We start from the raw sequence: 21,165 nt of genomic DNA on the forward strand, positions 1-21,165 counted from the left end.
CACCACCTCCATAGGAGGTGGTTTAACAGCGACAACAATAACGGCGACACCAAAACCGTGTTGCCATTTTATTAAAATCAGAAACGGTAGCCGACGCCAAACATAAATACCCAGGGATCCAAACGGGTGCTGACGTTTTGCTGTTCCCCACCGGCTTTAAACTTCACCTCGGTGTCAATATCCATCCACCACAGCGAGGCGTTGATCAGCCAGTTTTTATCCAGGTTGTAATCCAGACCGGCCTGCGCCGCCACCCCCCAGGAGTTTTTCAGACTCAGATCGCTCAACCCTGCGTCTTTGCCTCTTTGATTGAATTTTTCATCATAAAACATGGTGTAGTTTATGCCCACGCCGAGGTAAGGCCGCAGTTTGTCGGCCTTGTCGCCAAAGTAATACTGCGCCACCAGCGACGGCGGCAGGTGGCTTACTTCGGCAATATTGCCAACCCCATTCAGCCCGACCTTGTGGGTAAACGGCGTCGCCGCCAATAGTTCCACGCCAATGTTGTCAGTCACCAGATAGCTGAACGTCAGACCCAACTGGGTATTATTGTCAACCTTGAACGAACCCAGGCTGCCCAGCACATTGTCGGACCCTTCAACCGGGCGCACGGTTGCCGTGCCGCCACGAACAATGATATCCCCCGCCTGATGAGCCTGGGTCAAGGCCGGCATAAGCGCTACAGCCAGTAATACAAAAGACGCCTTTTTCATTATCCACTCCCTTTATATGGTTTAATTTCGAGCGAAATATACCTTTATGCCATCATTCTTGTTTTAAGCCAGATCACATCTTTAAAGAGTTTTTTGCACATTTCACCTCCTATCAAATTCACATAAACCATTAAAAAAACAAGAATTGATTGTGGGGGAGTGATCATTTTTACATAGCTAAGAGAGAGAGTCTGAGAGAGTCTGGAGCCTTGAATGACGGGGCTTGTGGGCGAATTCAGGGATTTTGCACGGCTCAGAAAAAAATGCGAAAAAATAGTGTTTTTTGTGTTTAAAACTGCACAGGTATGAGCATCGTTTGATCCGTTTTAAGCGGCGTTTAAACGCTTCTTGGTAAAGCTACTTTCCAGCACCCTTGCGAGCGGGAAAATCAAGCTATATAAACACCGCCATTGAACGTTATCTTTTTCCCCACACAGTTTGATAAAGCTGTTGTAATTCAGCATCCGTGAGCTCTGTCATAGATGATTTTTGAAATTTTTCGGACATGTGAGTCTTCCGCCATTCCTGCCATCCGTTTTTAGAACATCTTGTTTGAATTGATTTTATGGTTTCTTTTCTCCAGTCTGTGACCTTTTTGGGAGCTGATGCCATGTTACGCAAGATGCCGATTTGTGAACGTAGATATTTGATAGCTTTAGGAAAATCATCTGATTTTATTTCATGATAGCTGTTTACTTTCATGTTTTTATTCAATCGAATCCATGCAGCATTGTGTGTTATTACTGATTTTTTTATAGCGTTATGAATATCAACCCATTCATAAATAAGGGTTTTTATTTGGTGTTTTTGGTTGGCATCTACAACACCATCACCAGTTTTGACTTGTACTCGAGGTTTTTTGCTGGGGCTGCTGAGATTAATGACATTGCTAACAGTGTTTCCATTACCTACAACGTTTCCTGTTCCAGAAACATAAATTGATGATTTATCATCATTTTCCTTATCGTCTGCACCTTCTCCATTGATTAGCTGTGCTATTTCCAAAAGCTCATCTTCGAGGGATCGCTTATTCTTACCTATATGTACGATTTTATCGTCCTTCATAACATGTCCTCAATATTAAGCCACAAGATCAACTGTTTCTTTGATTAACTTTATGTCTATGAAATTACTAGATTTAAAGGCTCTATAAAGTATTGCTACAACTTTAGCTTTCGTCGCAGGTGAAATCTTTTTTGCCCGACTAGCTAATAAGAGCTCAACAGATTCAATAATCTTTGATAGCGCTTCGATATCGATATCCCCCTCATCAGAGACTACGGACTCTAATCCTAGAGCCTCCTGCGTCTCCGTTGGCAGCGAGGATATATGGAACTCGAACGCGACTCCTTTAACCCCTTTCTTCTGACGTTTCTTCCATTCCTCCTTATTAGCTTTTCTGTTAACGCTGCTTTTATCCCCTGGTAGTCCAGGTAGTCCCGCGAGTTCACTAGCAGAAAACCATTCATTTAATGCCATCACAAAGCACTCCGTTTGATTGCGACTTACGTTGCATTAATGGTTGCGCAACGAAAAAATAAGTTTATAAAAATCAGCAACATAATAAAAACAGTGAAATCACAAGGATTTTATTTCGTTGCAATCATTGCAATGACAACGCAATGAAAGTATTGTTTACAGTAACTAGATGGCTACTTGCGGCGCTAGCTAGTCGGTTAACTTTTAAGGATGGCATGAAATGAGTGGTGAAAAAAGAGTAAACATGCATAGGGCGGACATAGTAGCCGCACTCCGTAAAAAGAACTTATCCCTTTCAGGTTTGGGGCGTGAGCACAATCTGTCTCCTTACACATTGAAAAACGCATTAGATAAGCCTTACCCCAAGGCTGAAAAAATTATCGCTGATGCTATTGGAATGACTCCTCAGGAAATTTGGCCAGGGAGATACTGAAATGATGTCGATTGGTAATTGGGTAACCGCAAAGGATATAGCAGGACTTCCAGGGCTCCCATCAGCTATCAGTTCTGTACTTAGAAAAGCCAAAAAGGAAAATTGGGTCTTTAGGCAAAAAAGTGGAGTTAAAGGCGTTGCCTATGAATTCCAGTTTGATTGTCTGCCATCTGGTGTGCAAAACGCTATCCGGCAGCGCTACTACGAGCAGTTGCTACAGCAGCAACCAACCAAATCCCCGGCTAAGGCAAAGACCACCGCATCCTCCAGCCAGTTATTGGAGATCGTGCGCCAATGCCCTGCCGTACTGGAGCAAAAAACGGCCGAACTGACGCAGAAACAGCGCGATATCGCCGATGCCCGGATGGTGCTGGTCGTCGAAGTCCTGCGCCTGGAAGATACCGGCCTGTCACGCATTAAGGCGATTAACTTTATCTGTGACCGGTCACGCTCCGGAGATCTTCCCGAACACCTGCAAAAGTATGTTTCCCTTGCTAATGCGCGCAAAGGGCAACGCGTCGGGGTCAGCGTTCGCTCTCTTAATCAGTGGGTTGTTGATTACCTGCGGGCAAAAGACAGCGCGGAGCGCCTGGCGCTGCTATCGCCGGGGCATAAGAAGGTTAAAAAGCCGGAGCAAATCGCATGGGTGCCAATGTTTATGTCGCACTATCGCAATCCGAACGGCCCTTCCGTTGCCGAAGCCTACAAGGATTTTTACGGCGACTGGCAGCATCGCTATGCCGATCAGCCCGCAATGCGCGATGCGGTGCCGTCTATTTATGCGGTTTATCGCGCCCTGGACAAAATGCCGAAGATTGTCCGCCAGCGCGGACGCGTTACCGGTTCGGCCATGACGGCGTTGCAAACTTACGTTAAGCGTGACTGGTCACAGATGCCGGTTAACGGCGTGTGGATCGGCGATGGTCACAGCATGAAAATGAAGGTTCAGCATCCCGATCATGGGCGCCCATTTACGCCGGAAATTACCCTGGTTATCGATGGCCGTACCCGTTATGTGGTGGGCTGGAGCCTGGGACTGGCGGAGAACGTGATCGCCGTCGCCGATGCGATTCGCCACGGCATCGAACGCCACGGCGTGCCGCTGCTGTACTACTCCGATAACGGGGCTGGTGAAACGGCCAAGCTGTTGGACGCCGACCTGACCGGTATTCTGCCGCGTCTTGGCATTGAACACCCGACCGGTATTCCCGGCAACCCGCAGGCGCGCGGCATTATCGAACGTTTAAACCGTGAGATACCGGCCCGCATCGCGCGTAAGTTTGCCACTTATAACGGTAAATCAGCGGATAAAGAGACGGTGCGTATTACCAGCCGTGCCATTGATTCCGCCGCCAACGCGATTAACCAGAATAAAGACCTGAATCCGGTTCAGAAAGCCGCTATCGCTAAGTTGCCAACCTGGAATCAGTTGATAGACGCCATCGAAGACGAGATCAACGCCTATAACACCCAACATCGGCATAGCGAACTGCCGCGCCGGGATGATGGCAAGCACTATACCGCCGCCGAGTATCGCTCTGAATTGCTGGCGGATGCGGATATTGACCGCTTATCCGAGGCTGAATTGCGCGAAATGTTCCGGCCGCAGGTTAAGCGCGTCGCCCAGCGCGGCTGGTTGTCCGTCTTTAATAATCAGTATTTTGCCGAGGACTTAATTCAGGTAGATGGCGAAGAGGTACTGGTGGCGTTTGATATTCACGATGCCGGTAGCGTTACCGTTCGTCGCCTCGACGGCTCCTTTGTTTGTACTGCGATAGTGAACGGTAACACTCGCGCCGCCTTCCCCGTTGACTATATCGAGAAGGTCAAGAAAGACCGTCACGCCCGCCGTATGTCGCTTGTTAATAAAAAGGCAGAGGAAATCGACGCCGAGCTTAATCCGGTACGCACCATCGAGCATACGCCAGATTTCGGGGCATTGCTGGGGGATGAAATTAACCAGATTAATGATGACCGGGAACCGATGTTTTTATTTGAATCCGAGCGTGAAGAGTATTTACGCCGGAAAAATAAAGCAGTCTGACTGCAATCAGACTGCCTTTAGAGACTGGAGAATATAAATGACGATTAAAGAGCAATTAATAGAAGTTATGGAGCGCAAGGGATTAACACAATCTCAGGTTTCCCGCGCCATCGGTAAAAGTACCGCTGTCGTTAACCAATACCTGCAAGGTAAGTATGCCGGTGATGTTGACGGCGTCAACCAAATTGTTGCCGATTTTATTGAGCGTATTCGTGAGAAAGACAAATTAAAACGCATTGAGGCGCGTTTTGTTTCAACTTCTACCTCACGCAAGGCGCTGGAAATCATCCGTCTGGCCCACGTAGATGCTGAAATCAATGTGATTTACGGCGAGGCCGGGCTGGGTAAAACAATGGCGCTGAAAGCCTATGCGGCGGCGAATTCGACGGCGATCCTTATCGAAGCCGACCCCAGCTACACCGCCCGCGTATTGCTGGAGGAAATTTGTTCCCGGCTCAACCTGTCCACTCGCGGCAATATGCATGAACTGTTTGAGCTTTGCGTCAATAAGCTGCGCGACTCCGGTTATCTGCTGATGATTGACGAGGGCGAACTATTGCCGCACCGGGCGTTGGAAGTGCTGCGCCGCATCCACGACAAAAGCGGGATCGGCATTGTTCTGGCGGGTATGCCTCGCTTGATTCTGAATCTAAAAGGTAAGCGCGGGGAATTCGTACAGCTATATAGCCGCGTCGGTTTTGCGCTAAATATTGGTAATGCATTGCCACAGGATGATACCGACACTATTGCGGAAAGCCTTATTCCCGATGCCTTTACACCGGATATGGGCGCAGTGCTTTACAAAGAGAGTAAAGGTAATGCCCGCCGTTTATTTAAATTGCTGCGCGGTGTGGTTCGCACCAGCCACATTAATGACAGACCGGTCAATATTGCTACCGTCCGTCAATTCGCTGAAATGCTGATTAATTAACGAGGTATTTATTATGTGCCAATTACCCATTAATAACCCCGTATTAATGAAGCCCATTAATCGTTTATTGCAGGCCGGTATTAAAGTCGTGGAATTACATGTTAATTTCCGCCGCCCGGTCATTGAAGTCGATCGCCCTTTTAAAGCCTGGGAACAGGGGGCGGTTGAAATAACGGAAACCCGTAACGGCGTGCAGCGTATCGTCAAAATGACGATATGGCGTGGCGCTCACATTATCTGGAGGTAGAACGGATGGCGAAAATCGTTATCTATGTGCGCGATCATTCTCGCGGTCTGAGTGTTGATTGCCGTTTTGAAGGGGAAAACGGCGACAGCGAGTTAGCGCAGCGCGTCGCAATAAAAACGGCAGCAGGTCTGGCCGGTCATGTATCGGTGAAAGTGAATGATGCAGTCAAAAAATCACGTAAGGGGAAAGTGAATGTCCACTAAAAACAAACAGTTTACCGAAGCAAAAGCCCCTGAGGGGTATTGGGTTGACGCGAAAGGCGTATTAACGCCGGAACATCTGATTAAGCCGATTGATATTGCGCGTGATGAGCTGGTCGCGGATTTAATTGGTCGTGCGCTGGCCGTTAATAAGGCGCTGGCCGAGTTTAAGTTGTCTGGCTTTGCCGATATCGCGGCGTTCGTGGCCCTGTCCGGGGATGAATACGGCGTTAATCTCGGCGGTAAAAAAGGCAACGTCACGCTGTATAGCTACGATGGCCGTTACAAGATCCAGCGTGCCATGCAAGACCGCATTGATTTTGATGAGCGCTTGCAAGCGGCTAAGGCATTGATTGATGAGTGCCTGGCGGACTGGGTTGAAGGTGCGCGGCCAGAGGTTCACGCCATTATCAATCGCGCGTTTCAGTCTGAAAAGTCGGGCGAAGTCAACACGGGCGCGGTGCTGGCGTTGCGTCGCCTGGAAATTGCCGACGAACGGTGGCGGCGAGCGATGGATGCGATTGGCGAGGCGGTGCAGGTTGTCGGCAGTCGTTCGTATATTCGCGTCTATGAACGTATCGGTGATTCTGACCAGTATCGTGCTATTTCTCTTGATATTGCGGGGGTGTGATGTGAACGCAGTCGAGTTTAATAAAAAGCATAAAGTTGGGAATGCGTTTTTTCATCGCGCCCCTCCCATACGCGGCAGTCGCATGGTTAAAACTGTCGATGTCGCCCGCGATTTTAATTGCGGCGCTATCGTGGAAATTAATCTTGAGCCTTATTTCGTCAAGATTAATACGTTGAAACCAGTAAGCTGATTTAAACCGAATTTAAAACATCTTTAAAAATGGCGTAAACCCGCCAGGGGCGCGCTTACGCCTAAATTTGGAGAACTGAAAAATGTCGACCGTAATAAAAGAAGGTATTCAGGTTAAATGCACTCGTTGCCGTAATACGCATTTTGAGTCTGAGCGGATATCAAAACGCGATCCTGCATATAAGGGAATATCGGTATTCACTCAAGTTTGCCCCTGCTGTGGTTGTAAGAATTTTTATGACCTTACACCCCAGTTTGCCTGGTGCTGGGCCAGCGGTCTTATCGAAATTGGTGATTATCCGCCGTCGCCGGAGCAGGACGGTTCAGGCGCGATCATGATCGCAACCGGCCCTAAGTATGCACTGAAAGGTTTTCTTGATGTGGTCGCCAGGCATGGAAAAGGCGAAAGCGCCGGGAAATTGCTGGTGCCTGGAGTGCCGGAAGCGCCGGACGGCGACGCGGCGATAGATGCCCTAACGGCATGGCTGGCATGGTGCGAACCTCGGAAAGCCGCGAAACGTGACGGTATTAAAATCTGCTTTGGGGAGGCTAACTAATGGCTATGCAAAACATCGCTAAAGTCGCCTTGCTGCGCGAAGCGTTACGGAACGGGCCGTGTACCTCTGCGGAGCTTAACGCTTTGACCGGCGTCCGTATCGCGCTGATTGGCGCATTGCTGGGGCGGGATATTCGGCGCGGTACTGTTGTTCGCGGCACGATGAATAAACACCGTGTCTATGGGCTTGCCGGTTCTATTGAACCTCAGTTCCTTAAAAAGGAAAAACTCTGTCAGCACGCCATTACCCCCGCCCCGTCCAGGGCGGACTTTCCCAGCATCACCCGTTACGCCGCCGAGCTTGAGCGCCGGAAACAGTTTATCCAGGCGCATCGCGTCTGGCTGTCTGCCTCATCAATGGCCCGGACTCATGAAAACCGGAACTGGTGCGAAGTTCGCGCCCAGGTCTGTTCCAACTCAATGCGCGGGGTGTGATATGGCGATGGTAAGCAGTTGTGAATACCTGGAAAACGGCGCGAAACGCATCTACCGACTGAACGATGGTTCGCAGGTAAAAGAACGCCCGGCCCTGCCGGGTAAATCCCGATTTGAGTTCTACGATGCGCGCGGCAATCGCATCTATAAAGCGTCTGCCCAGCAGGCAATGAAACAGGCCGTTGAGCGCCATAAGAAACTGTGGAGAGTGTCATGAGCAGAAAACCAACCGTATTTATCTCCGGCCCGATGACCGGGCGCGAAGACTACAACCGCGACGAGTTCAATTTCGAAGCGAAGGAGCTGGAGAAACAAGGCTTTATCGTTCTTAACCCCGCGATTCTGCCGGATGGTCTGGAGCATAAGCATTATATGGCGATGTCGTTAGCGATGCTGGAACAGGCCGACGCGATTTATCTGCTGGAAGGATGGGAAAAAAGTACCGGCGCAACGCTGGAGTTTGATCGCGCCAAACAGCGCGGGCTGCTGTTTATGTACCAGAGTACCGAGGTGTTTACGGCGGCTGTCGCACGCTTTCGGCAGCAGAAAGGTGAATTGCGTGAAGAGGTTGAATACTAATGGAAAATATCAATTTAGCTACTGACAACACATTACTGGTACGCCTTTTGGAGTTGCGAATCGCATATATCAACGGTAGCACTGACGTAGCGCCGTGGGACGATCTGGCTTGTGACTTGTTTAGACAACTGAGTAATCAGTGCATCAAGGTTGCAGACCTTGAGAAGACGTTAGCGGCATATCGGTCGCGGGCTGTGAAGTTGCCATCTTGTCTTGATGATAAGTTCAGGTTCGGTTGTGACTTCATGGAGGTTACGTATCAGAACGCCGTTATTGCTGCAATTCGCGATGCCGGCATCCCTGTTGAGGTGGAAGACAATGCGAATTAGTAAACGAGAGGCCAAGTTTATTCATCCCGCCGTTGTCTATCGCTGGGAAATTAACATTCAACATTGGCGTAAATCGGCGATGTGGGATGATGATCCGTTAATGCCAGTAAAAATAGGGGCGCTAGCTGAAGGACTCATCGAAAAAGGGATATTGGAACGCGTGGATATCGGTATGAATTGTGCTCGTATACGTCTTACTAGGCTCGGAGCGTCGTTCAGTTGCTTAAAATGCTATCGCGGAACTGTTTTTATCGATGCTGAAAATTCAGATGAAACCAAACCATGTCCATATTGCGTGAATGGTGTGCGCTTGGATAACGGTATCCGGGGTGAGGGAGAATGACGCATGACCGACATAACCCAACAGACAGCGGCGCGTACGCGCCGCCAGTTAACGGCAGGCAATAGCGGGAGCGCCATCACCAAAGAACAATGGGCGAAGATTGCCGAAGAATTGCAAAGCTACTTCCCTCGCGTTCAGTTCAAATACCAGGATACGGTAATTACTGTCACGCGTGAGCGAGACGGCGAGAGCCGCACCGTTTTAGTTGTCTATTTTGATGGGAAATGGCGCGGTGCATGGGGGGATGAAAAGCACAAGGATTACAACCCTGCCACCCGCTTGTTCTGGTTCGAAAAGAAGAAGCGACTTTATCCCGCGAAACGAGCGGCAAAAATTGAAAAGGAATTGGGAAAGCGCAGAGCCAGAGAATATTTCCCCAGGCTATATGATTCAATTAGCGCTTGGCTACCATTCTTTTCCTCATCCACAAGTCTTATTCGGCAGTTCAAGAAGGCTGAGGGGCTGGTCTGGCTGCGTGAACAGGAGGAAGAACAGTGACCAATCTTAACCAGAAACAGCAGGCAGCGGCGCGTAAGCGCCGCCAACGCGCCCGCCAGTCTTCACAGTTTGGGCAGCATCGGTTAGAGCTTCAATTGTCAGATTTTGAGTGGCAGAAGCTCGACGAGAACTGCAAGCGCCGCAATCCTGGCCGTGAACCGTATAGCAAAGCGGATTATGTTTCCCTCCTGATACTTTGCGATAGCGAACGGCTGGCCCGCCAGGAGGCTACGCTGGGAACCTGCCAGCGCTGCGGAACGGCGTTACCGAAGGGATGCGATGGCGTGTTTAATGGCGAGGCTGCATGTTGGTTTACGCGTGATGCCCGGTCGTTGAACTTAACAGGCGTGACCGGTCACGCGCAGATAGATGATGAAATTCAGGAGCCGCAGCCATGAATATTCAGCAACGCCGTATGATTGGCGCGATAAAAGCGGGCCAGGCGCATTTAGGCTGGGACGATGAGACTTATCGCAGCGTTCTGGCCCGGTTGACGGGTAAAGCCTCATCGACCCTTTGCACCATCACCGAACTGGAGCAAGTGAAGGAGTATATGCACCAGCAGGGTTATCCACGGAAGGCTAAAAAGTATGGCCGTAAACCCAGCGTTCCCGCCAGTAAGAAATCGGTACTCGGCAAAATAGAGGCGTTGCTTGCCTCTGCGGGGCGTCCGTGGTCGTATGCGGAGACTATGGCACAGCACATGTTTGGTGTACGATACGTTGACTGGCTGGATATACAGCAGTTAACTAAATTAATGCAGGCGTTAATTATCGACGCCAAACGTCGCAAAAAAGCCGAGGAATAATTATGGAACTGGAGCGCGTTGCCGGGCTGCTGCCCGATGTGGTACTACAGATTGCCGACTTGATCGGCTTTCCGGCAACCGCTCGGTTACTGGAGAAATTCGGCGGCACAACCTTCCCTATCGGGAAAGGGCTACGGGCGCTGGGCGCTCATCGCGCAGAACTGCTGCGTGAGACGGTCGGTGATGATAATGCGGCTCTGCTTGTTAAGGATTTCGGCGGCGAAGTGCTTTATCTTCCACGCTGTGATCGCGCTTTGCGTGAACTGCGTAACCAGCGCTTTCTTACTGAGTTTGCCGAACTGCGGGACGGTGGTACATCATCACTGATGGTTATGACGCAGCTCTGCCCTAAATACGGCTTTTCCGACCGTTTCGCCTGGGAGTTGGTGCGGGAGAGCAAAAGTTCAGTTACACATACACAGCAATCACTTTTTTAAAGGAATTGTAATGAGATATGCTGCTTTGATTTTTCTGGTCATGAGTTCCTATGCTGGGGCTGGTATGGTTGAGAATACAGATATGATTAATCTTTATTCAGAGCAAAGGCCTCAAACTCGTGTGCTAATGTCCGAATTGAACGAGGTGATGAAAATTACTGATCCTGTGCTGGGATTGTATAAGCATATGAATGGCCTAACTCCTGAAGTTGTTGCTGTAAGCCAGCATCTGCTACAAATAAAGGATCGAGCAGATGAGCTTTATGGGAAGAGTCCTACAATCACCCCCTTTTCATCATGTAGAACTGTAACTGGGATGGCTTATAGCTACTGGCTTGCAAAGCTTCACGCTATAACATCGAAAAATGATAAACATTTAGATGAGGCGTTAAGACAATACAATAAATCGGCTAACGAATGCTCAAAGCAGATAAAAACACCGCCACCCAAAATGGTAGAAGAACTGCAAATCATTGATGTTCCATAACCCACTGAGCCCCTTCCACTGACTCAAAATCCCTCATAATCGAATACTGGCACCATCTTTTACTTTGAGATGGTGTCATGTCACTGATAACCCCTGTTCAATTACAATTTGCGGCCCGCATTCGGCCTGATCTGGCTGAGCGTTGGCATCCCCACATTGATGCGGCGTTGCAGATGTTCGCCATCAACACGCCGAAACGGATTGCCGCATTTATTGCCCAGACCGCCCATGAGTCCGTTGGCTTTACCCGCGTCATTGAGTCGTTCAACTACTCAGTCGGCGGTCTGTCGGTGTTTGGCAAGAGACTCAGCGCTGCCCAACGTGAAGCTCTGGGGCGGCATTCGGGTGAAAAGTATCTACCGCTGGAGCGCCAGCGGGCAATCGCCAATCTGGTTTATGGCTCACGCATGGGCAATAAGGCATCCAGCGACGGCTGGACATTTCGTGGCCGTGGACTGATACAGATCACCGGCCTTGAAAACTACGTGAACTGTAGTCGGGCGCTGGGTATCGATTTTGTTCTCAAGCCGGAATTACTGGAGACAGAGCAGTATGCCGCGCTCTCTGCCGGTTGGTTCTGGGCCAGAAATTGTTGCAACGAATTTGCTGATATCGGCGATATCGTGGGCATGACGCGGCGAATCAATGGCGGTACGAACGGGCTGGATGAGCGCCTGGCAATCTACAAAATCGCCTGTTCTGCGCTGGGGGTGTCGGCATGAGCCTGCGCGATCTGATTACCAACCCCGCATCTGGCCGTCTGTCCACGTCCGATACGCTGGTCGTCGCCGCGTTCGTCGCGACTACGGTTGTTCTTCTTTGGTATGCCTGGACGGGGCAACTGACCGAATGGCTATTCGTCGGTTATATCGCCGCCTGGGTTACCCAGTCCCAGGCATCAAAATATAACTCAATCAAGCGTGATTCGCTGACGCAGCAGCAAAAGGAGCAGACCGATGATAGCGCTCCTTAAATCTCTGTTCTCCCTGCTGCGGGCCTATTGGCCGCAGATTGTGATGCTTCTGGCCGTCGCCTTAATTGGCTATAAATTCGGCCATAGCGCGGGCCAGCAGGCCCATCAATCCGAGTTGCAAAAAACCATCACCACCCTGCAAACGGATAACAAACGGCAGGCCGCGCAGCTCTTTGACTATGAGCAGGAAAAGCGCATCGCAGCCGAGCAGCAAGTCGCGGCTCTGAAAAAGGCGCGGGAACAAGAAGCCGCACAACGCGCCCGCGCCGACAAGTTGGCCGCCGATTTGCTGGATGCTCAAACCGAGCTGGAACAAACCAAGAAAGAACTAAAAAGGATGATTCCTTATGCTGTTACGAACGATGGTACTGCTTTTACCGGCATTGGCCCTGACAGCCTGCGGCTCTACAAAATCAGTCTCGGTTATCCCGCCGACAGCTTGCCCGGCACCGGAGAAGCCCCCCGCAGAGCTGCTGTATATCCCGCCGATGCCATCCGCGCCAGCGGCGGACTTTCTCCTGCCGGGATCATCACCCACGCTGCCGACTACGGCGAATGGTGTCTCACCCTAAAAGGGAAGCTGGAAAAGCTGAATCAGTTCTATGACAAGGAGGCCGTTGAATGAGCATGGAATGGGTGCTGGGTGTAGCGCTGACGTTGATCTCCACACTCGGCAGTCTGTTTATTCGTTCGATGCAAAAGGACATCACTGATTTGGAAAACGCAGTGGAACGCATCAAAAACGATTATCAACGCCGCGAAGATGCCCGGCGCGATCAGGATTCATTAATGGACGCCTTGCGCGACCTGAAAAAAACCATTGAGCGTATCGATACCAAACTCGACAGGAAGGTAGATAAATAATGAAGGCAAGGCAGAAACGACGCGATCGTCGCGTTAACCATGTTGTTTCCGGGATTGATAACGCCGCGCTGAATGGCATCAAGAAGCGTCTGGATGAATTGCAAGTTCCTATCGCCCCCGCTGATGGATTAACGGAAATATCCGGTCAGTTAGACCGTATCGAGCGCCGCATGGACAGCATCGAAGCCGCCGCCGTGCGCCAGGGAGCGATAGCAGGCAGCGTGGCGGGCGGCATTACCGGTGGTCTTGTCACCACCACCATTTTGTTAATCAAAGCACGTTTGGGGCTGTAATGGCGCATCCGCAGGAAACCCGCGACAAGCTGCGCCGCTCTTACATATTCGGTCAGATGTCGCTTGAAATTGCCTCCGCGCAGTCTGGCGTGGCATTCGCCACTGCCCGGCGATGGAAGAAAGACGCGCAGGACGCAGGCGATGACTGGGACAAACTGCGTGCCGCCCACGTTATCGCAGGCGGCGGTCTGGAAGATATCGGCCGCGCTGTGCTTACAGGGCTGGTAACGCAATATCAGACCACGCTGGAAATGCTTAACGGGGCGGCGGATATCCCGGCAAGGGAGCGTGTCGAACTGTTGGCAAGCCTGGCGGATGCATTTAACAAAGCGACGTCGGCCAGTAAGAAGATCCTGCCGGAAACCAGCGAGCTATCCGTTGCGTTGGACGTCCTCCAGTTGTTTTCAACCTTCATTAGCGAGCATCACCCGAAGCAACTGGCAGCGTTCGTGAACATCCTGGAATCATTTGGCGAGGTGATAGAGAAACGTTATGGCTGACAAATTAATTCGCATTAACAATGAAAACGCCGTAATGGCAAGTCAGATTACCCGTATAGAACGGGGATGCTACGGCGATGTTTTCGTCTGGGCCGATGGCGTAAAACACCATCTGTTACCGGGCTACGGCGAAGCCTGCTATCAAGCCGAGACGCGCATTATCAATGAGATTAACGCGGCGTTAAGCGGGGATTAAATGGCGCGTAAATCGAACAAACTCACTGCTAAAGACTTTGCCAAAGAGCTGGAAGAGCTGGCGGCAACGCTACGCCGCACCATTGAGGCGGAATGCGTTGGCTTTGACCCGTCCCCGGCTGCTGTTGCTGAGCGCCGCGCCCAGGTGAATAACCCGGTGACGGGCTATGAGTATTTTGTCGGGCAATATTTTCCACATTACGTGCGCCATGCCGACAAAAGCGAACTGCATAAGCATCTTTTCGTCCGCTTGCCTGAAATTGTCGCCAGTCCTAAAAGTGAGAATGACGCGATAGCCGCGCCGCGTGGTGAGGCCAAGTCAACGCTGGTCAGTCAGTTGTTTGTGTTGTGGTGCATTATCCGGGGTATTAAACATTACCCGGTCATCGTAATGGACTCCATTGATCAGGCTTACCCGATGCTGGAAGCCATTAAAGCGGAACTGGCGTTTAATCCCCGGATTGAAATGGATTTTCCCGAAGTAGCGGGCGGTGGCCGCGTCTGGCAAGCCGGGACTATCGTCACTAAGAACGATATCAAGGTGCAGGTTGCCGGTAGCGGTAAAAAACTGCGTGGCTTGCGTCATGGCCCGTACCGCCCTGATTTAGTGGTGCTGGATGATATTGAGAATGACGAGCAAGTACGCAGCCCGGAGCAGCGCGACAAAGTCGATAACTGGCTGAAAAAAACGGTGCTACCGCTGGGCGGTGCCGGGGCAAAGTTCGATGTCGTCTATATCGGGACTATCCTGCATTACGATTCCGTTCTGTCCCGCACGCTGAAAAATCCCCTGTGGAAAGCCGCCCGCTTTAAAGCCGTGATCCAGTGGCCGGTCAATATGTCGCTGTGGGACGAGTGGGAAGAAATTCTCCGCAACAACGGCAGCGATGGCGAATGGATGGCGACCGGGTTCTACCAGAATCATAAAGCCGAAATGGACGAGGGCGCGGCGGTGTCCTGGTCTGCGCGCCCGATATTGACGCTGATGTTGATCCGGGCGCGTGACGGTCACAGTACCTTTGATTCCGAATACCAGAATGACCCGGTAAGCGGCGAAGATGCGCCCTTTGCCAATTGCATCCAGTTTTGGGTGAACCGACTCAACGAGTGGATCTTCTTTGGCGCATGCGACCCCAGCCTGGGCAAGGCCGGTTCCAGCCGCGACCCCTCGGCGTTACTCGTCGGCGGCTTTAACCGTCATACCGGTATTTTGGATGTAGTCGAAGCGGCTATCCGTAAGCGTCTACCGGACAAAATCATTTCTGATGTGATTGAGTTACAGCGCATTTATCGCTGTCTTGTCTGGTCAATTGAAACCATCCAGTTTCAGGAGTTCCTGCGCACCGAACTGGTGAAGCGCAGCGCCCAGGCGGGTGTCCCGGTTCCGGCGCGAGCGGTGCAGCCGCATAGCGATAAATTACTGCGTATCGAGTCGCTACAGCCGCATATGGCAAACGGCCTGATACGGCTGCATCCTAGCCAGACGACACTGATTGATCAGTTACGTCATTTCCCGATGGCCGATCATGACGACGGCCCGGATGCGCTGCATATGTTATGGGCGCTGGCCGTGTCCGGCGTTGCTTCTTTTTCTTTTACTCCCGTTCCCCGCCGTAGTTCTGATGACCGGGGCAGTCGTTTTAGCTCTGGAGGCTGGTAATATGGCTCAGATTGTTGATCAGTATGGTCGCCCGCTTAACCGCGAGGTGTTGAAGTCCCCGCAGACGGCGCGAGTCGCGCAAATTGTCCGTAACTATCCTGAACATCCCTCGCTCGGCCTGACTATCCGTCAGTTGCCGCGTATCCTCGAAGCGGCCGAGCGCGGCGACTTTTCCGCGCAGGCGGATTTATTCGAAGATATGGCGGAGAAAGACGGCCATATCTTTTCCGAAATGGCAAAGCGTAAAAACGCGCTGTTGGGGCTGGACTGGAGTATCGAACCGCCGCGCAATGCGACGGCAGCGGAGAAGAACATCGCGGCGATGGTGGCCGAATGGATGGACGATATTCCCAATTTTGAAGATATTATTCTCAACGCCGCCGAGGCTATCGGCCACGGTTTTGCCGCGCAGGAGATTGAAGGTTGGGAACTGGAAGAAAATGTCTGGCTGCCGACAAAAATAACGTTGCGCCCGCATCGCTGGTTTTGCACTAACCCGGACATTGACGATACGGTGCGGCTGTCAGATGGCACGATGAACGGCGCCGAGTTATGGCCGTTCGGCTGGATGGTGCATGCGCATAACGCAAAATCGGGCTATATCGCCCAGTCGGGTTTATATCGCGTGCTGGTCTGGCCGTATCTATTCAAAAACTACGGCGTGCGAGATTTTGCCGAATTCCTGGAAATCTACGGCCTGCCGGCGCGTATCGGTAAATATCTGGAAGGCTCGTCGGATGAACAGAAAGACGCGCTGCTGCATGCGCTGGTAGCACTCGGCCATAATGCGGCGGGCATTATCCCGCAAGGTAGCGATATCACCTTTGAAGCAGCGGCGGATGGTCAATCAGACCCATTTATGGCAATGATTGAATGGTGTGAGCGAACCGAGTCTAAAGTAATCCTCGGCGGTACGTTAACCAGCCAGGCGGACGGTAAAACGTCAACCAATGCGCTGGGTAACGTTCATAATGAAGTGCGGCATGACATTCTGGTCGCGGACGCCCGGCAAATCGAGGGGTTCTTTCGTAATCAGATCCACATGTTGTTGTCGATTAACGGTTACAGCGTCAGCCGCCGCCGTCTTCCGCGTTTTTCGTTTGATACGCGCGAAATTGAAGATATCGGCACGTTCTCGACGGGCGTGTCGACTCTAGTTCAGGCTGGGATGAAGACTATCCCGGTATCCTGGATACACAAGAAAGTCGGTATCCCGGTTCCCCAGAACGATGAGCCTGTGCTGGAAGGTGCGGCAAAAACGCCGATCGCCGGTCTGTCGCTTTCTCCCTACCGTTCTTTTGCCGCCCTGAGCACTAACGCCCAGGACGAAATCAGCGATCCAGCCCAGGTGGCGCTGGATAACGCCCGCTCAACGCCGGAGGCCATCAACGATGCGATGCAGGCATTGGTCGCGCCCCTGGTAACGGCATTACAACAGGGCCAGACGCCGGACGATGCGCTGGACATTATCGCCGCAAGTTATCCGGCGCTGGATGATTCACAGCTCCAGCAGCTATTAAGCCAGTCTCTATTCGTCGCTGATGTCTGGGGGCGATTGAATGCCGACGCCTAACGATGTCAACCTCGGCTATGCCATCGGTCTGAAACCCGAAGAAGCGATCAAGTATTTTGAGTCGAAGGGCTACACCATCGGTTTCAACTGGCATGATGTCGAGGCACGCGCTCACTCTACTGCGTTTACCGTCGCCGGTATTCTCAAGCAAGACGTGTTAGAGGATATCCGGGGTGGATTGGATGCGGCGCTGAAGAACGGCGAAACGCTGGAACAGTTCCGGCGTCGGTTAACCCCCGTTATGGTGCAAAAAGGCTGGTTCGGCAAGGGGCTGAAAGCGGATGAGGATGGCGTGCTGGAGGGGAAAAAACTAACCCCACGCCGTCTGAAAACCATTTTTGAGACCAATATGCAGGCGGCATACAGCGCCGGTCGTTACGAAGAGCAGCTCGCTAACGCGGAGTTCCGGCCATACTGGACGCGAATCGGCGTAATGGATATCCATATCCGCCCCAGTCATGCCGCATTGAATGGCTATACGGCCCGCTATGACGATCCCGTATGGCAATTTATGTATCCGCCCGATGGCTACGGTTGCCGCTGTCGTATCCGCGCCCGTACCCAGGCGGATGTTGACCGTCTGAAAATTACCGTACAGCACAGCGAGATTGTCGAGGTCGAACAGGCATGGGGGCCGAATGACTCCCGCATTGTGAAAGCGATCAAGTGGAACGGCGAACTGTATACCCCCGACGCTGGTTTCGGCCACAACCCCGGCCAGGGCTATTTATCGGCTCTCGGCCAGCGGCTACTTGACCGTTCTGCGGTGGCAGAGCCGAAACTCGCGTCGTTGGCCGTGCAGCAGACGATGAGCGATAAAACTCTGTTAAATGCGGTTTCAACGGACGTTAATGCATTCGTTAATAACACGCTGCTGAATAAGCAGGCGCGCGGTCAGTTGCGCCACGTCGGGGCATTGCCCCCGCAGGTTGTTGATCGTCTGGCAGAGAAAGGCGTCGCGGTGGAGTCATCCGTTATCACATTGACCGATGATAATTTGCTGCACGCCATTCGTGACAGCAAAGACGCACAGCTTCCTGAATCGCTGTGGCAACACCTGCCTGAGTTCATCCTCAACCCTAAAGCCATCCTCTACAACACACAGAAAGCCGATGCGGCGTTGACCTACGTTTTAGATTTACCGGATACATCCGGCAAGCTGGTCGTTTTTATTGATCGGGAGCTAAAAGCCCGACCGCCGGAAGGTGGGAAAAAAGAGAGAATAAAAACCAATCTGATAAGAACGGGGAAAATCCTGGCGAATGACGAGTCGCTGAGAAACAAGGGGATTAATGAAGTGCTGTGGGGCAGTCTTGATTAAGCGGCGGGATGAGAAGCGCCGGACTCGAACCGGATCATACTCAAACGCTCGTGGCGTAGTAGCAACCGTTACCTATTGGAAACAGCCCCCCATCCCTCACCGCCATTTAAGTATACACCGAGTGATTTATGAGCGATAGCTACGAAATAAAATATGACGTTACCGACTTTGAGCGCGGCCTGGGCGACTTGATCAAGAAGCTGGAAAACCGTCAGCCGTTAATGCGCGAAATGGCTGCGGCCATGCATGACGCCGTCGAGGAAAACTTTGCCCAACAGGGGCGGCCAGAGTGGGCCGGATGGAAAAGCAATGCGTATTGGGCGAAACGTCGGGGCGGGAAAATCCTGCAAAAGTCCGGGCGTCTGGCGAGTAGCATCAACGAATACAGCGATAACGACAGCGCAACTGTCGGGACGAATGTTGTCTACGCCCGAATTCACCAGGAAGGCGGCACCATCAATATCCCCGCCCGCAGCCAGCGGGCCTACTACAAACAGCACAAGGATGGCAGCGTCGGTAATCGGTTCGTGAAAAAATCGCAGTCGAATTTTGCACAGTGGAATACGATGGGCGAGTATAAAATCACTATTCCCGCCCGTCCGTTTCTGCATCTCACCGAGTCGGATGTGGATGGAATGGAAAACACGGTGCAGACCTATCTGCAACGCGTCATTGATGGTTAGTCCCCGTATTTGCTAAACGCGCCTGTACGCCGTCGTAATGTGTCAACCGGTGTCATTGCCGCATCGCATCCCCTTAAAACGCTTAAAATCGTTTTTAAACGGGTTTTAAAAATGGTTGTATGCGTTGCCAGTGACCCGATTAGGGTGGCAAGATAAGTAAACCGCCTTTTTCTTTCCCACTGAACCCCTTCCACTGATTACCTTTTGCCGCGCACCGTAATCTGGCGGCATGAAAAAGAAATTGCTTGTCGCCGCCCTGTCGGCAGAAATCAATAAAGCCTCCCTCGGCGTCATCCAGTTGTTTCCGGCTGGCGAGTTCCGGGCGCGTGATGGCCGTCCCGAGGAATGCGATGCCTGGATTATGACCGCCGAAGTGGCGCAGACATTGATCGCGGCGGCAAACGCGCAGCAAACCCCTTACGTCATCGACTATGAACACCAAACCTTGCGGGCGGCTAAAAACGGCCTGCCCGCGCCCGCAGCCGGATGGTTTAAAACGCTGGAGTGGCGTGAGGGTGAAGGTCTGTTCGCAACAGATGTCACCTGGACAGACAGCGCCGCGCAGATGATTGCCGATGGTTCTTATCGCTTTATTTCCCCGGTTTTTTCATACGACAAGTCGGGCCGTGTCGTGCAGCTCTTGCACGCCGCGCTGACGAATACCCCCGCCGTTGACGGTATGGACGAGGTCATGCTTGCCGCTGCCTCTCTGCTGGCCGTCGCATCATCACCCCAAGAGGACACTATGGACGAACTACTTGAACGTCTGCGTTGGATGCTGAATTTGCCGGTTACGGCAACAGCTGAAGACATTATCGCCGAGCTGAATAAGTTGATTGATCAACTGACTACCAGCGCGACAGGCACAGCGGCCGCGTCATTCCAGACGTTATCCGCCACGCCGTTTAATTTGATTGAAAAGTTGACCCAGGATGCCGCTAACGTCGCCGCTCTCACTGCGCAAGCCGCCAACCCCGACCCAGCCAAGTGGGTTTCTGTCGCGGTGATGCAGCAATCCGTTCAGGAAGCGCTGGCGACGGCCAACAACAATCTGGCGGCATTAGCTCAGCAGGAATGCACCGGGCTTATCACTGCCGCGTTGTCTGACGGCCGTTTACTTCCGGCGCAAAAAACGTGGGCGGAGCAGTTGGCAATATCGTCCCCGGACAGCCTGAAATCTTTCCTCAATTCTGCGCCGAAAATTGCCGCATTGACCACGACGCAGACCGGGGGCCAGCCGCCCGCTGGTACTAAACCCAAACCGACCACCGAAACCGACGACGATGCTGTGGTTGATGTCGCCATCTGTAATCTGATGGGCGTCGATCCCGCCGAAGTCACCAAGTTTGTAACAGGAGAAGGCAATGAGTGATCGCAATACGCCCCACCGCGCCGGGCAACTGTTTGCCGTGCCGATTGCGCAGGCAACGGAAATTTTCGGCGGGCATCTGATTGCCGCCAACGCGGGCGGTTTCGCCGTTCCTGCCACCGCCACCGCCGCCCAGGTCACGCTCGGCGTCAGCGATGGCTGGGTGGACAACAGTACCGGCGAAAATGGCGATGCCGATGCCATCGTTCGCCGTGGCCGAGCCTGGCTGTTCGCTAACTACGGCGGGGATGCGGTGACGCAAGCCCAGGTCGGCCAGGACTGTTTTGTCGTGGACAGCCAGACCGTGGCGAAAACCAGTAATGAAAATGCGCGCCCGATTGCCGGGAAAGTCCAGGCTATCAGCGCCGATGGCGTCTGGGTTCTGATTTAAGGAG

General features: G+C 52.2%; 34 protein-coding genes. 31 read left to right on the plus strand and 3 right to left on the minus strand.

Annotated elements, in window-relative coordinates; all coding sequences use genetic code 11:
* Positions 1-77: 77 nt before the first annotated feature.
* The 3 genes from ompW to EH206_RS10910 form a co-directional block, all read right to left on the minus strand.
* Positions 78-713, minus strand: a complete 636-nt coding sequence (gene ompW, locus EH206_RS10900; RefSeq protein ID WP_009112819.1) for an outer membrane protein OmpW — start codon at positions 711-713, stop codon at positions 78-80.
* 417 nt (positions 714-1,130) lie between these two features.
* On the minus strand, positions 1,131-1,778 hold the full coding sequence (locus EH206_RS10905) for a hypothetical protein (protein ID WP_009112820.1): 648 nt from the start codon (positions 1,776-1,778) through the stop codon (positions 1,131-1,133).
* A gap of 15 nt (positions 1,779-1,793) precedes the next feature.
* Positions 1,794-2,192: a DNA-binding protein gene (locus tag EH206_RS10910; protein ID WP_009112821.1), complete on the minus strand. Its 399-nt coding sequence runs from the start codon at positions 2,190-2,192 to the stop codon at positions 1,794-1,796.
* A gap of 220 nt (positions 2,193-2,412) precedes the next feature.
* On the opposite strand from EH206_RS10910, the gene EH206_RS10915 reads away from it, so the two are divergent.
* The 31 genes from EH206_RS10915 to EH206_RS11065 all read left to right on the plus strand — a co-directional run bounded on the left by EH206_RS10915 (position 2,413) and on the right by EH206_RS11065 (position 21,161).
* A complete protein-coding gene (locus EH206_RS10915; RefSeq protein ID WP_009112822.1) occupies positions 2,413-2,625 on the plus strand; it encodes a helix-turn-helix domain-containing protein in 213 nt (70 codons plus the stop codon).
* A 4-nt stretch (positions 2,626-2,629) separates the two neighbouring features.
* Positions 2,630-4,669, plus strand: coding sequence for a Mu transposase C-terminal domain-containing protein (locus EH206_RS10920; RefSeq protein ID WP_136163887.1), 2,040 nt, complete (start codon positions 2,630-2,632; stop codon positions 4,667-4,669).
* Between the two features lie 37 nt (positions 4,670-4,706).
* Positions 4,707-5,600, plus strand: a complete 894-nt coding sequence (locus EH206_RS10925) for an ATPase (protein ID WP_009112824.1) — start codon at positions 4,707-4,709, stop codon at positions 5,598-5,600.
* A gap of 13 nt (positions 5,601-5,613) precedes the next feature.
* Positions 5,614-5,847: a hypothetical protein gene (locus EH206_RS10930; protein WP_009112825.1), complete on the plus strand. Its 234-nt coding sequence runs from the start codon at positions 5,614-5,616 to the stop codon at positions 5,845-5,847.
* Positions 5,848-5,852: 5 nt separating this feature from the next.
* The gene (locus tag EH206_RS10935; protein WP_009112826.1) at positions 5,853-6,050 is read left to right on the plus strand and encodes a hypothetical protein; all 198 of its coding nucleotides are present in this window, start codon (positions 5,853-5,855) and stop codon (positions 6,048-6,050) included.
* A complete protein-coding gene (locus EH206_RS10940) occupies positions 6,040-6,678 on the plus strand; it encodes a DUF3164 family protein (RefSeq protein ID WP_009112827.1) in 639 nt (212 codons plus the stop codon). Before EH206_RS10935 ends, EH206_RS10940 begins: the two co-directional genes overlap by 11 nt.
* Position 6,679: 1 nt before the next feature.
* Positions 6,680-6,868: a hypothetical protein gene (locus EH206_RS10945; protein ID WP_040343176.1), complete on the plus strand. Its 189-nt coding sequence runs from the start codon at positions 6,680-6,682 to the stop codon at positions 6,866-6,868.
* An 82-nt stretch (positions 6,869-6,950) separates the two neighbouring features.
* Positions 6,951-7,424, plus strand: coding sequence for a hypothetical protein (locus EH206_RS10950; protein ID WP_009112828.1), 474 nt, complete (start codon positions 6,951-6,953; stop codon positions 7,422-7,424).
* Entirely contained in the window at positions 7,424-7,858 is a 435-nt protein-coding gene (locus EH206_RS10955) for an ANR family transcriptional regulator (RefSeq protein WP_009112829.1), read from the plus strand. Before EH206_RS10950 ends, EH206_RS10955 begins: the two co-directional genes overlap by 1 nt.
* 1 nt (position 7,859) lies before the next feature.
* Positions 7,860-8,075: a hypothetical protein gene (locus EH206_RS10960; RefSeq protein WP_009112830.1), complete on the plus strand. Its 216-nt coding sequence runs from the start codon at positions 7,860-7,862 to the stop codon at positions 8,073-8,075.
* Positions 8,072-8,437: a DUF4406 domain-containing protein gene (locus EH206_RS10965; RefSeq protein WP_009112831.1), complete on the plus strand. Its 366-nt coding sequence runs from the start codon at positions 8,072-8,074 to the stop codon at positions 8,435-8,437. Before EH206_RS10960 ends, EH206_RS10965 begins: the two co-directional genes overlap by 4 nt.
* Positions 8,437-8,766, plus strand: coding sequence for a hypothetical protein (locus EH206_RS10970; protein ID WP_009112832.1), 330 nt, complete (start codon positions 8,437-8,439; stop codon positions 8,764-8,766). Before EH206_RS10965 ends, EH206_RS10970 begins: the two co-directional genes overlap by 1 nt.
* Positions 8,756-9,109 carry a hypothetical protein gene (locus EH206_RS10975; RefSeq protein WP_009112833.1) on the plus strand — a complete coding sequence of 118 codons (354 nt, stop codon included), beginning with the start codon at positions 8,756-8,758 and terminating at the stop codon, positions 9,107-9,109. The genes EH206_RS10970 and EH206_RS10975 overlap by 11 nt, the downstream gene beginning before the upstream one ends.
* 3 nt (positions 9,110-9,112) lie before the next feature.
* Positions 9,113-9,607: a hypothetical protein gene (locus EH206_RS10980; protein WP_009112834.1), complete on the plus strand. Its 495-nt coding sequence runs from the start codon at positions 9,113-9,115 to the stop codon at positions 9,605-9,607.
* Positions 9,604-10,005, plus strand: a complete 402-nt coding sequence (locus EH206_RS10985; protein WP_009112835.1) for a hypothetical protein — start codon at positions 9,604-9,606, stop codon at positions 10,003-10,005. Before EH206_RS10980 ends, EH206_RS10985 begins: the two co-directional genes overlap by 4 nt.
* Positions 10,002-10,415 carry a gp16 family protein gene (locus tag EH206_RS10990; protein ID WP_009112836.1) on the plus strand — a complete coding sequence of 138 codons (414 nt, stop codon included), beginning with the start codon at positions 10,002-10,004 and terminating at the stop codon, positions 10,413-10,415. Before EH206_RS10985 ends, EH206_RS10990 begins: the two co-directional genes overlap by 4 nt.
* A gap of 2 nt (positions 10,416-10,417) precedes the next feature.
* A complete protein-coding gene (locus EH206_RS10995) occupies positions 10,418-10,852 on the plus strand; it encodes a Mor transcription activator family protein (protein ID WP_009112837.1) in 435 nt (144 codons plus the stop codon).
* A gap of 10 nt (positions 10,853-10,862) precedes the next feature.
* Positions 10,863-11,339 carry a hypothetical protein gene (locus tag EH206_RS11000; protein ID WP_009112838.1) on the plus strand — a complete coding sequence of 159 codons (477 nt, stop codon included), beginning with the start codon at positions 10,863-10,865 and terminating at the stop codon, positions 11,337-11,339.
* A gap of 86 nt (positions 11,340-11,425) precedes the next feature.
* On the plus strand, positions 11,426-12,061 hold the full coding sequence (locus tag EH206_RS11005) for a glycoside hydrolase family 19 protein (protein WP_369750667.1): 636 nt from the start codon (positions 11,426-11,428) through the stop codon (positions 12,059-12,061).
* Positions 12,058-12,312, plus strand: coding sequence for a hypothetical protein (locus EH206_RS11010; RefSeq protein WP_009112840.1), 255 nt, complete (start codon positions 12,058-12,060; stop codon positions 12,310-12,312). The genes EH206_RS11005 and EH206_RS11010 overlap by 4 nt, the downstream gene beginning before the upstream one ends.
* A complete protein-coding gene (locus tag EH206_RS11015) occupies positions 12,296-12,937 on the plus strand; it encodes a hypothetical protein (protein ID WP_009112841.1) in 642 nt (213 codons plus the stop codon). Before EH206_RS11010 ends, EH206_RS11015 begins: the two co-directional genes overlap by 17 nt.
* Complete coding sequence (locus EH206_RS11020) at positions 12,934-13,176, plus strand: hypothetical protein (protein ID WP_009112842.1); 243 nt, start codon at positions 12,934-12,936, stop codon at positions 13,174-13,176. Before EH206_RS11015 ends, EH206_RS11020 begins: the two co-directional genes overlap by 4 nt.
* Positions 13,176-13,469 carry a hypothetical protein gene (locus EH206_RS11025; RefSeq protein WP_009112843.1) on the plus strand — a complete coding sequence of 98 codons (294 nt, stop codon included), beginning with the start codon at positions 13,176-13,178 and terminating at the stop codon, positions 13,467-13,469. Before EH206_RS11020 ends, EH206_RS11025 begins: the two co-directional genes overlap by 1 nt.
* Entirely contained in the window at positions 13,469-13,969 is a 501-nt protein-coding gene (locus EH206_RS11030; RefSeq protein ID WP_009112844.1) for a DUF1804 family protein, read from the plus strand. The genes EH206_RS11025 and EH206_RS11030 overlap by 1 nt, the downstream gene beginning before the upstream one ends.
* On the plus strand, positions 13,962-14,165 hold the full coding sequence (locus tag EH206_RS11035; protein ID WP_009112845.1) for a hypothetical protein: 204 nt from the start codon (positions 13,962-13,964) through the stop codon (positions 14,163-14,165). The genes EH206_RS11030 and EH206_RS11035 overlap by 8 nt, the downstream gene beginning before the upstream one ends.
* Positions 14,166-15,824: a phage terminase large subunit gene (gene terL, locus EH206_RS11040; RefSeq protein WP_009112846.1), complete on the plus strand. Its 1,659-nt coding sequence runs from the start codon at positions 14,166-14,168 to the stop codon at positions 15,822-15,824. It begins immediately after the preceding gene.
* 1 nt (position 15,825) lies between these two features.
* On the plus strand, positions 15,826-17,397 hold the full coding sequence (locus EH206_RS11045) for a DUF935 domain-containing protein (RefSeq protein WP_009112847.1): 1,572 nt from the start codon (positions 15,826-15,828) through the stop codon (positions 17,395-17,397).
* Positions 17,384-18,718, plus strand: a complete 1,335-nt coding sequence (locus tag EH206_RS11050) for a phage head morphogenesis protein (RefSeq protein WP_009112848.1) — start codon at positions 17,384-17,386, stop codon at positions 18,716-18,718. The genes EH206_RS11045 and EH206_RS11050 overlap by 14 nt, the downstream gene beginning before the upstream one ends.
* A 128-nt stretch (positions 18,719-18,846) precedes the next feature.
* The gene (locus EH206_RS11055) at positions 18,847-19,401 is read left to right on the plus strand and encodes a phage virion morphogenesis protein (RefSeq protein WP_009112849.1); all 555 of its coding nucleotides are present in this window, start codon (positions 18,847-18,849) and stop codon (positions 19,399-19,401) included.
* Positions 19,402-19,630: 229 nt separating this feature from the next.
* A complete protein-coding gene (locus tag EH206_RS11060) occupies positions 19,631-20,773 on the plus strand; it encodes a phage protease (RefSeq protein ID WP_009112850.1) in 1,143 nt (380 codons plus the stop codon).
* Entirely contained in the window at positions 20,766-21,161 is a 396-nt protein-coding gene (locus EH206_RS11065; protein WP_009112851.1) for a hypothetical protein, read from the plus strand. The genes EH206_RS11060 and EH206_RS11065 overlap by 8 nt, the downstream gene beginning before the upstream one ends.
* Positions 21,162-21,165 lie beyond the last annotated feature (4 nt).

Source organism: Brenneria nigrifluens DSM 30175 = ATCC 13028 (assembly GCF_005484965.1).
In the GTDB taxonomy this organism is placed as follows: domain Bacteria; phylum Pseudomonadota; class Gammaproteobacteria; order Enterobacterales; family Enterobacteriaceae; genus Brenneria; species Brenneria nigrifluens.

Bases quoted from the DNA above. Each gene is read 5' to 3' on its own strand.
- ompW (WP_009112819.1), bottom strand. From the start codon at position 713: ATGAAAAAGGCGTCTTTTGTATTACTGGCTGTAGCGCTTATGCCGGCC.
- EH206_RS10905 (WP_009112820.1), bottom strand. From the start codon at position 1,778: ATGAAGGACGATAAAATCGTACATATAGGTAAGAATAAGCGATCCCTC.
- EH206_RS10910 (WP_009112821.1), bottom strand. From the start codon at position 2,192: ATGGCATTAAATGAATGGTTTTCTGCTAGTGAACTCGCGGGACTACCT.
- EH206_RS10915 (WP_009112822.1), top strand. From the start codon at position 2,413: ATGAGTGGTGAAAAAAGAGTAAACATGCATAGGGCGGACATAGTAGCC.
- EH206_RS10920 (WP_136163887.1), top strand. From the start codon at position 2,630: ATGTCGATTGGTAATTGGGTAACCGCAAAGGATATAGCAGGACTTCCA.
- EH206_RS10925 (WP_009112824.1), top strand. From the start codon at position 4,707: ATGACGATTAAAGAGCAATTAATAGAAGTTATGGAGCGCAAGGGATTA.
- EH206_RS10930 (WP_009112825.1), top strand. From the start codon at position 5,614: ATGTGCCAATTACCCATTAATAACCCCGTATTAATGAAGCCCATTAAT.
- EH206_RS10935 (WP_009112826.1), top strand. From the start codon at position 5,853: ATGGCGAAAATCGTTATCTATGTGCGCGATCATTCTCGCGGTCTGAGT.
- EH206_RS10940 (WP_009112827.1), top strand. From the start codon at position 6,040: ATGTCCACTAAAAACAAACAGTTTACCGAAGCAAAAGCCCCTGAGGGG.
- EH206_RS10950 (WP_009112828.1), top strand. From the start codon at position 6,951: ATGTCGACCGTAATAAAAGAAGGTATTCAGGTTAAATGCACTCGTTGC.
- EH206_RS10955 (WP_009112829.1), top strand. From the start codon at position 7,424: ATGGCTATGCAAAACATCGCTAAAGTCGCCTTGCTGCGCGAAGCGTTA.
- EH206_RS10960 (WP_009112830.1), top strand. From the start codon at position 7,860: ATGGCGATGGTAAGCAGTTGTGAATACCTGGAAAACGGCGCGAAACGC.
- EH206_RS10965 (WP_009112831.1), top strand. From the start codon at position 8,072: ATGAGCAGAAAACCAACCGTATTTATCTCCGGCCCGATGACCGGGCGC.
- EH206_RS10970 (WP_009112832.1), top strand. From the start codon at position 8,437: ATGGAAAATATCAATTTAGCTACTGACAACACATTACTGGTACGCCTT.
- EH206_RS10975 (WP_009112833.1), top strand. From the start codon at position 8,756: ATGCGAATTAGTAAACGAGAGGCCAAGTTTATTCATCCCGCCGTTGTC.
- EH206_RS10980 (WP_009112834.1), top strand. From the start codon at position 9,113: ATGACCGACATAACCCAACAGACAGCGGCGCGTACGCGCCGCCAGTTA.
- EH206_RS10990 (WP_009112836.1), top strand. From the start codon at position 10,002: ATGAATATTCAGCAACGCCGTATGATTGGCGCGATAAAAGCGGGCCAG.
- EH206_RS10995 (WP_009112837.1), top strand. From the start codon at position 10,418: ATGGAACTGGAGCGCGTTGCCGGGCTGCTGCCCGATGTGGTACTACAG.
- EH206_RS11000 (WP_009112838.1), top strand. From the start codon at position 10,863: ATGAGATATGCTGCTTTGATTTTTCTGGTCATGAGTTCCTATGCTGGG.
- EH206_RS11010 (WP_009112840.1), top strand. From the start codon at position 12,058: ATGAGCCTGCGCGATCTGATTACCAACCCCGCATCTGGCCGTCTGTCC.
- EH206_RS11015 (WP_009112841.1), top strand. From the start codon at position 12,296: ATGATAGCGCTCCTTAAATCTCTGTTCTCCCTGCTGCGGGCCTATTGG.
- EH206_RS11020 (WP_009112842.1), top strand. From the start codon at position 12,934: ATGAGCATGGAATGGGTGCTGGGTGTAGCGCTGACGTTGATCTCCACA.
- EH206_RS11025 (WP_009112843.1), top strand. From the start codon at position 13,176: ATGAAGGCAAGGCAGAAACGACGCGATCGTCGCGTTAACCATGTTGTT.
- EH206_RS11030 (WP_009112844.1), top strand. From the start codon at position 13,469: ATGGCGCATCCGCAGGAAACCCGCGACAAGCTGCGCCGCTCTTACATA.
- EH206_RS11035 (WP_009112845.1), top strand. From the start codon at position 13,962: ATGGCTGACAAATTAATTCGCATTAACAATGAAAACGCCGTAATGGCA.
- terL (WP_009112846.1), top strand. From the start codon at position 14,166: ATGGCGCGTAAATCGAACAAACTCACTGCTAAAGACTTTGCCAAAGAG.
- EH206_RS11045 (WP_009112847.1), top strand. From the start codon at position 15,826: ATGGCTCAGATTGTTGATCAGTATGGTCGCCCGCTTAACCGCGAGGTG.
- EH206_RS11050 (WP_009112848.1), top strand. From the start codon at position 17,384: ATGCCGACGCCTAACGATGTCAACCTCGGCTATGCCATCGGTCTGAAA.
- EH206_RS11055 (WP_009112849.1), top strand. From the start codon at position 18,847: ATGAGCGATAGCTACGAAATAAAATATGACGTTACCGACTTTGAGCGC.
- EH206_RS11060 (WP_009112850.1), top strand. From the start codon at position 19,631: ATGAAAAAGAAATTGCTTGTCGCCGCCCTGTCGGCAGAAATCAATAAA.
- EH206_RS11065 (WP_009112851.1), top strand. From the start codon at position 20,766: ATGAGTGATCGCAATACGCCCCACCGCGCCGGGCAACTGTTTGCCGTG.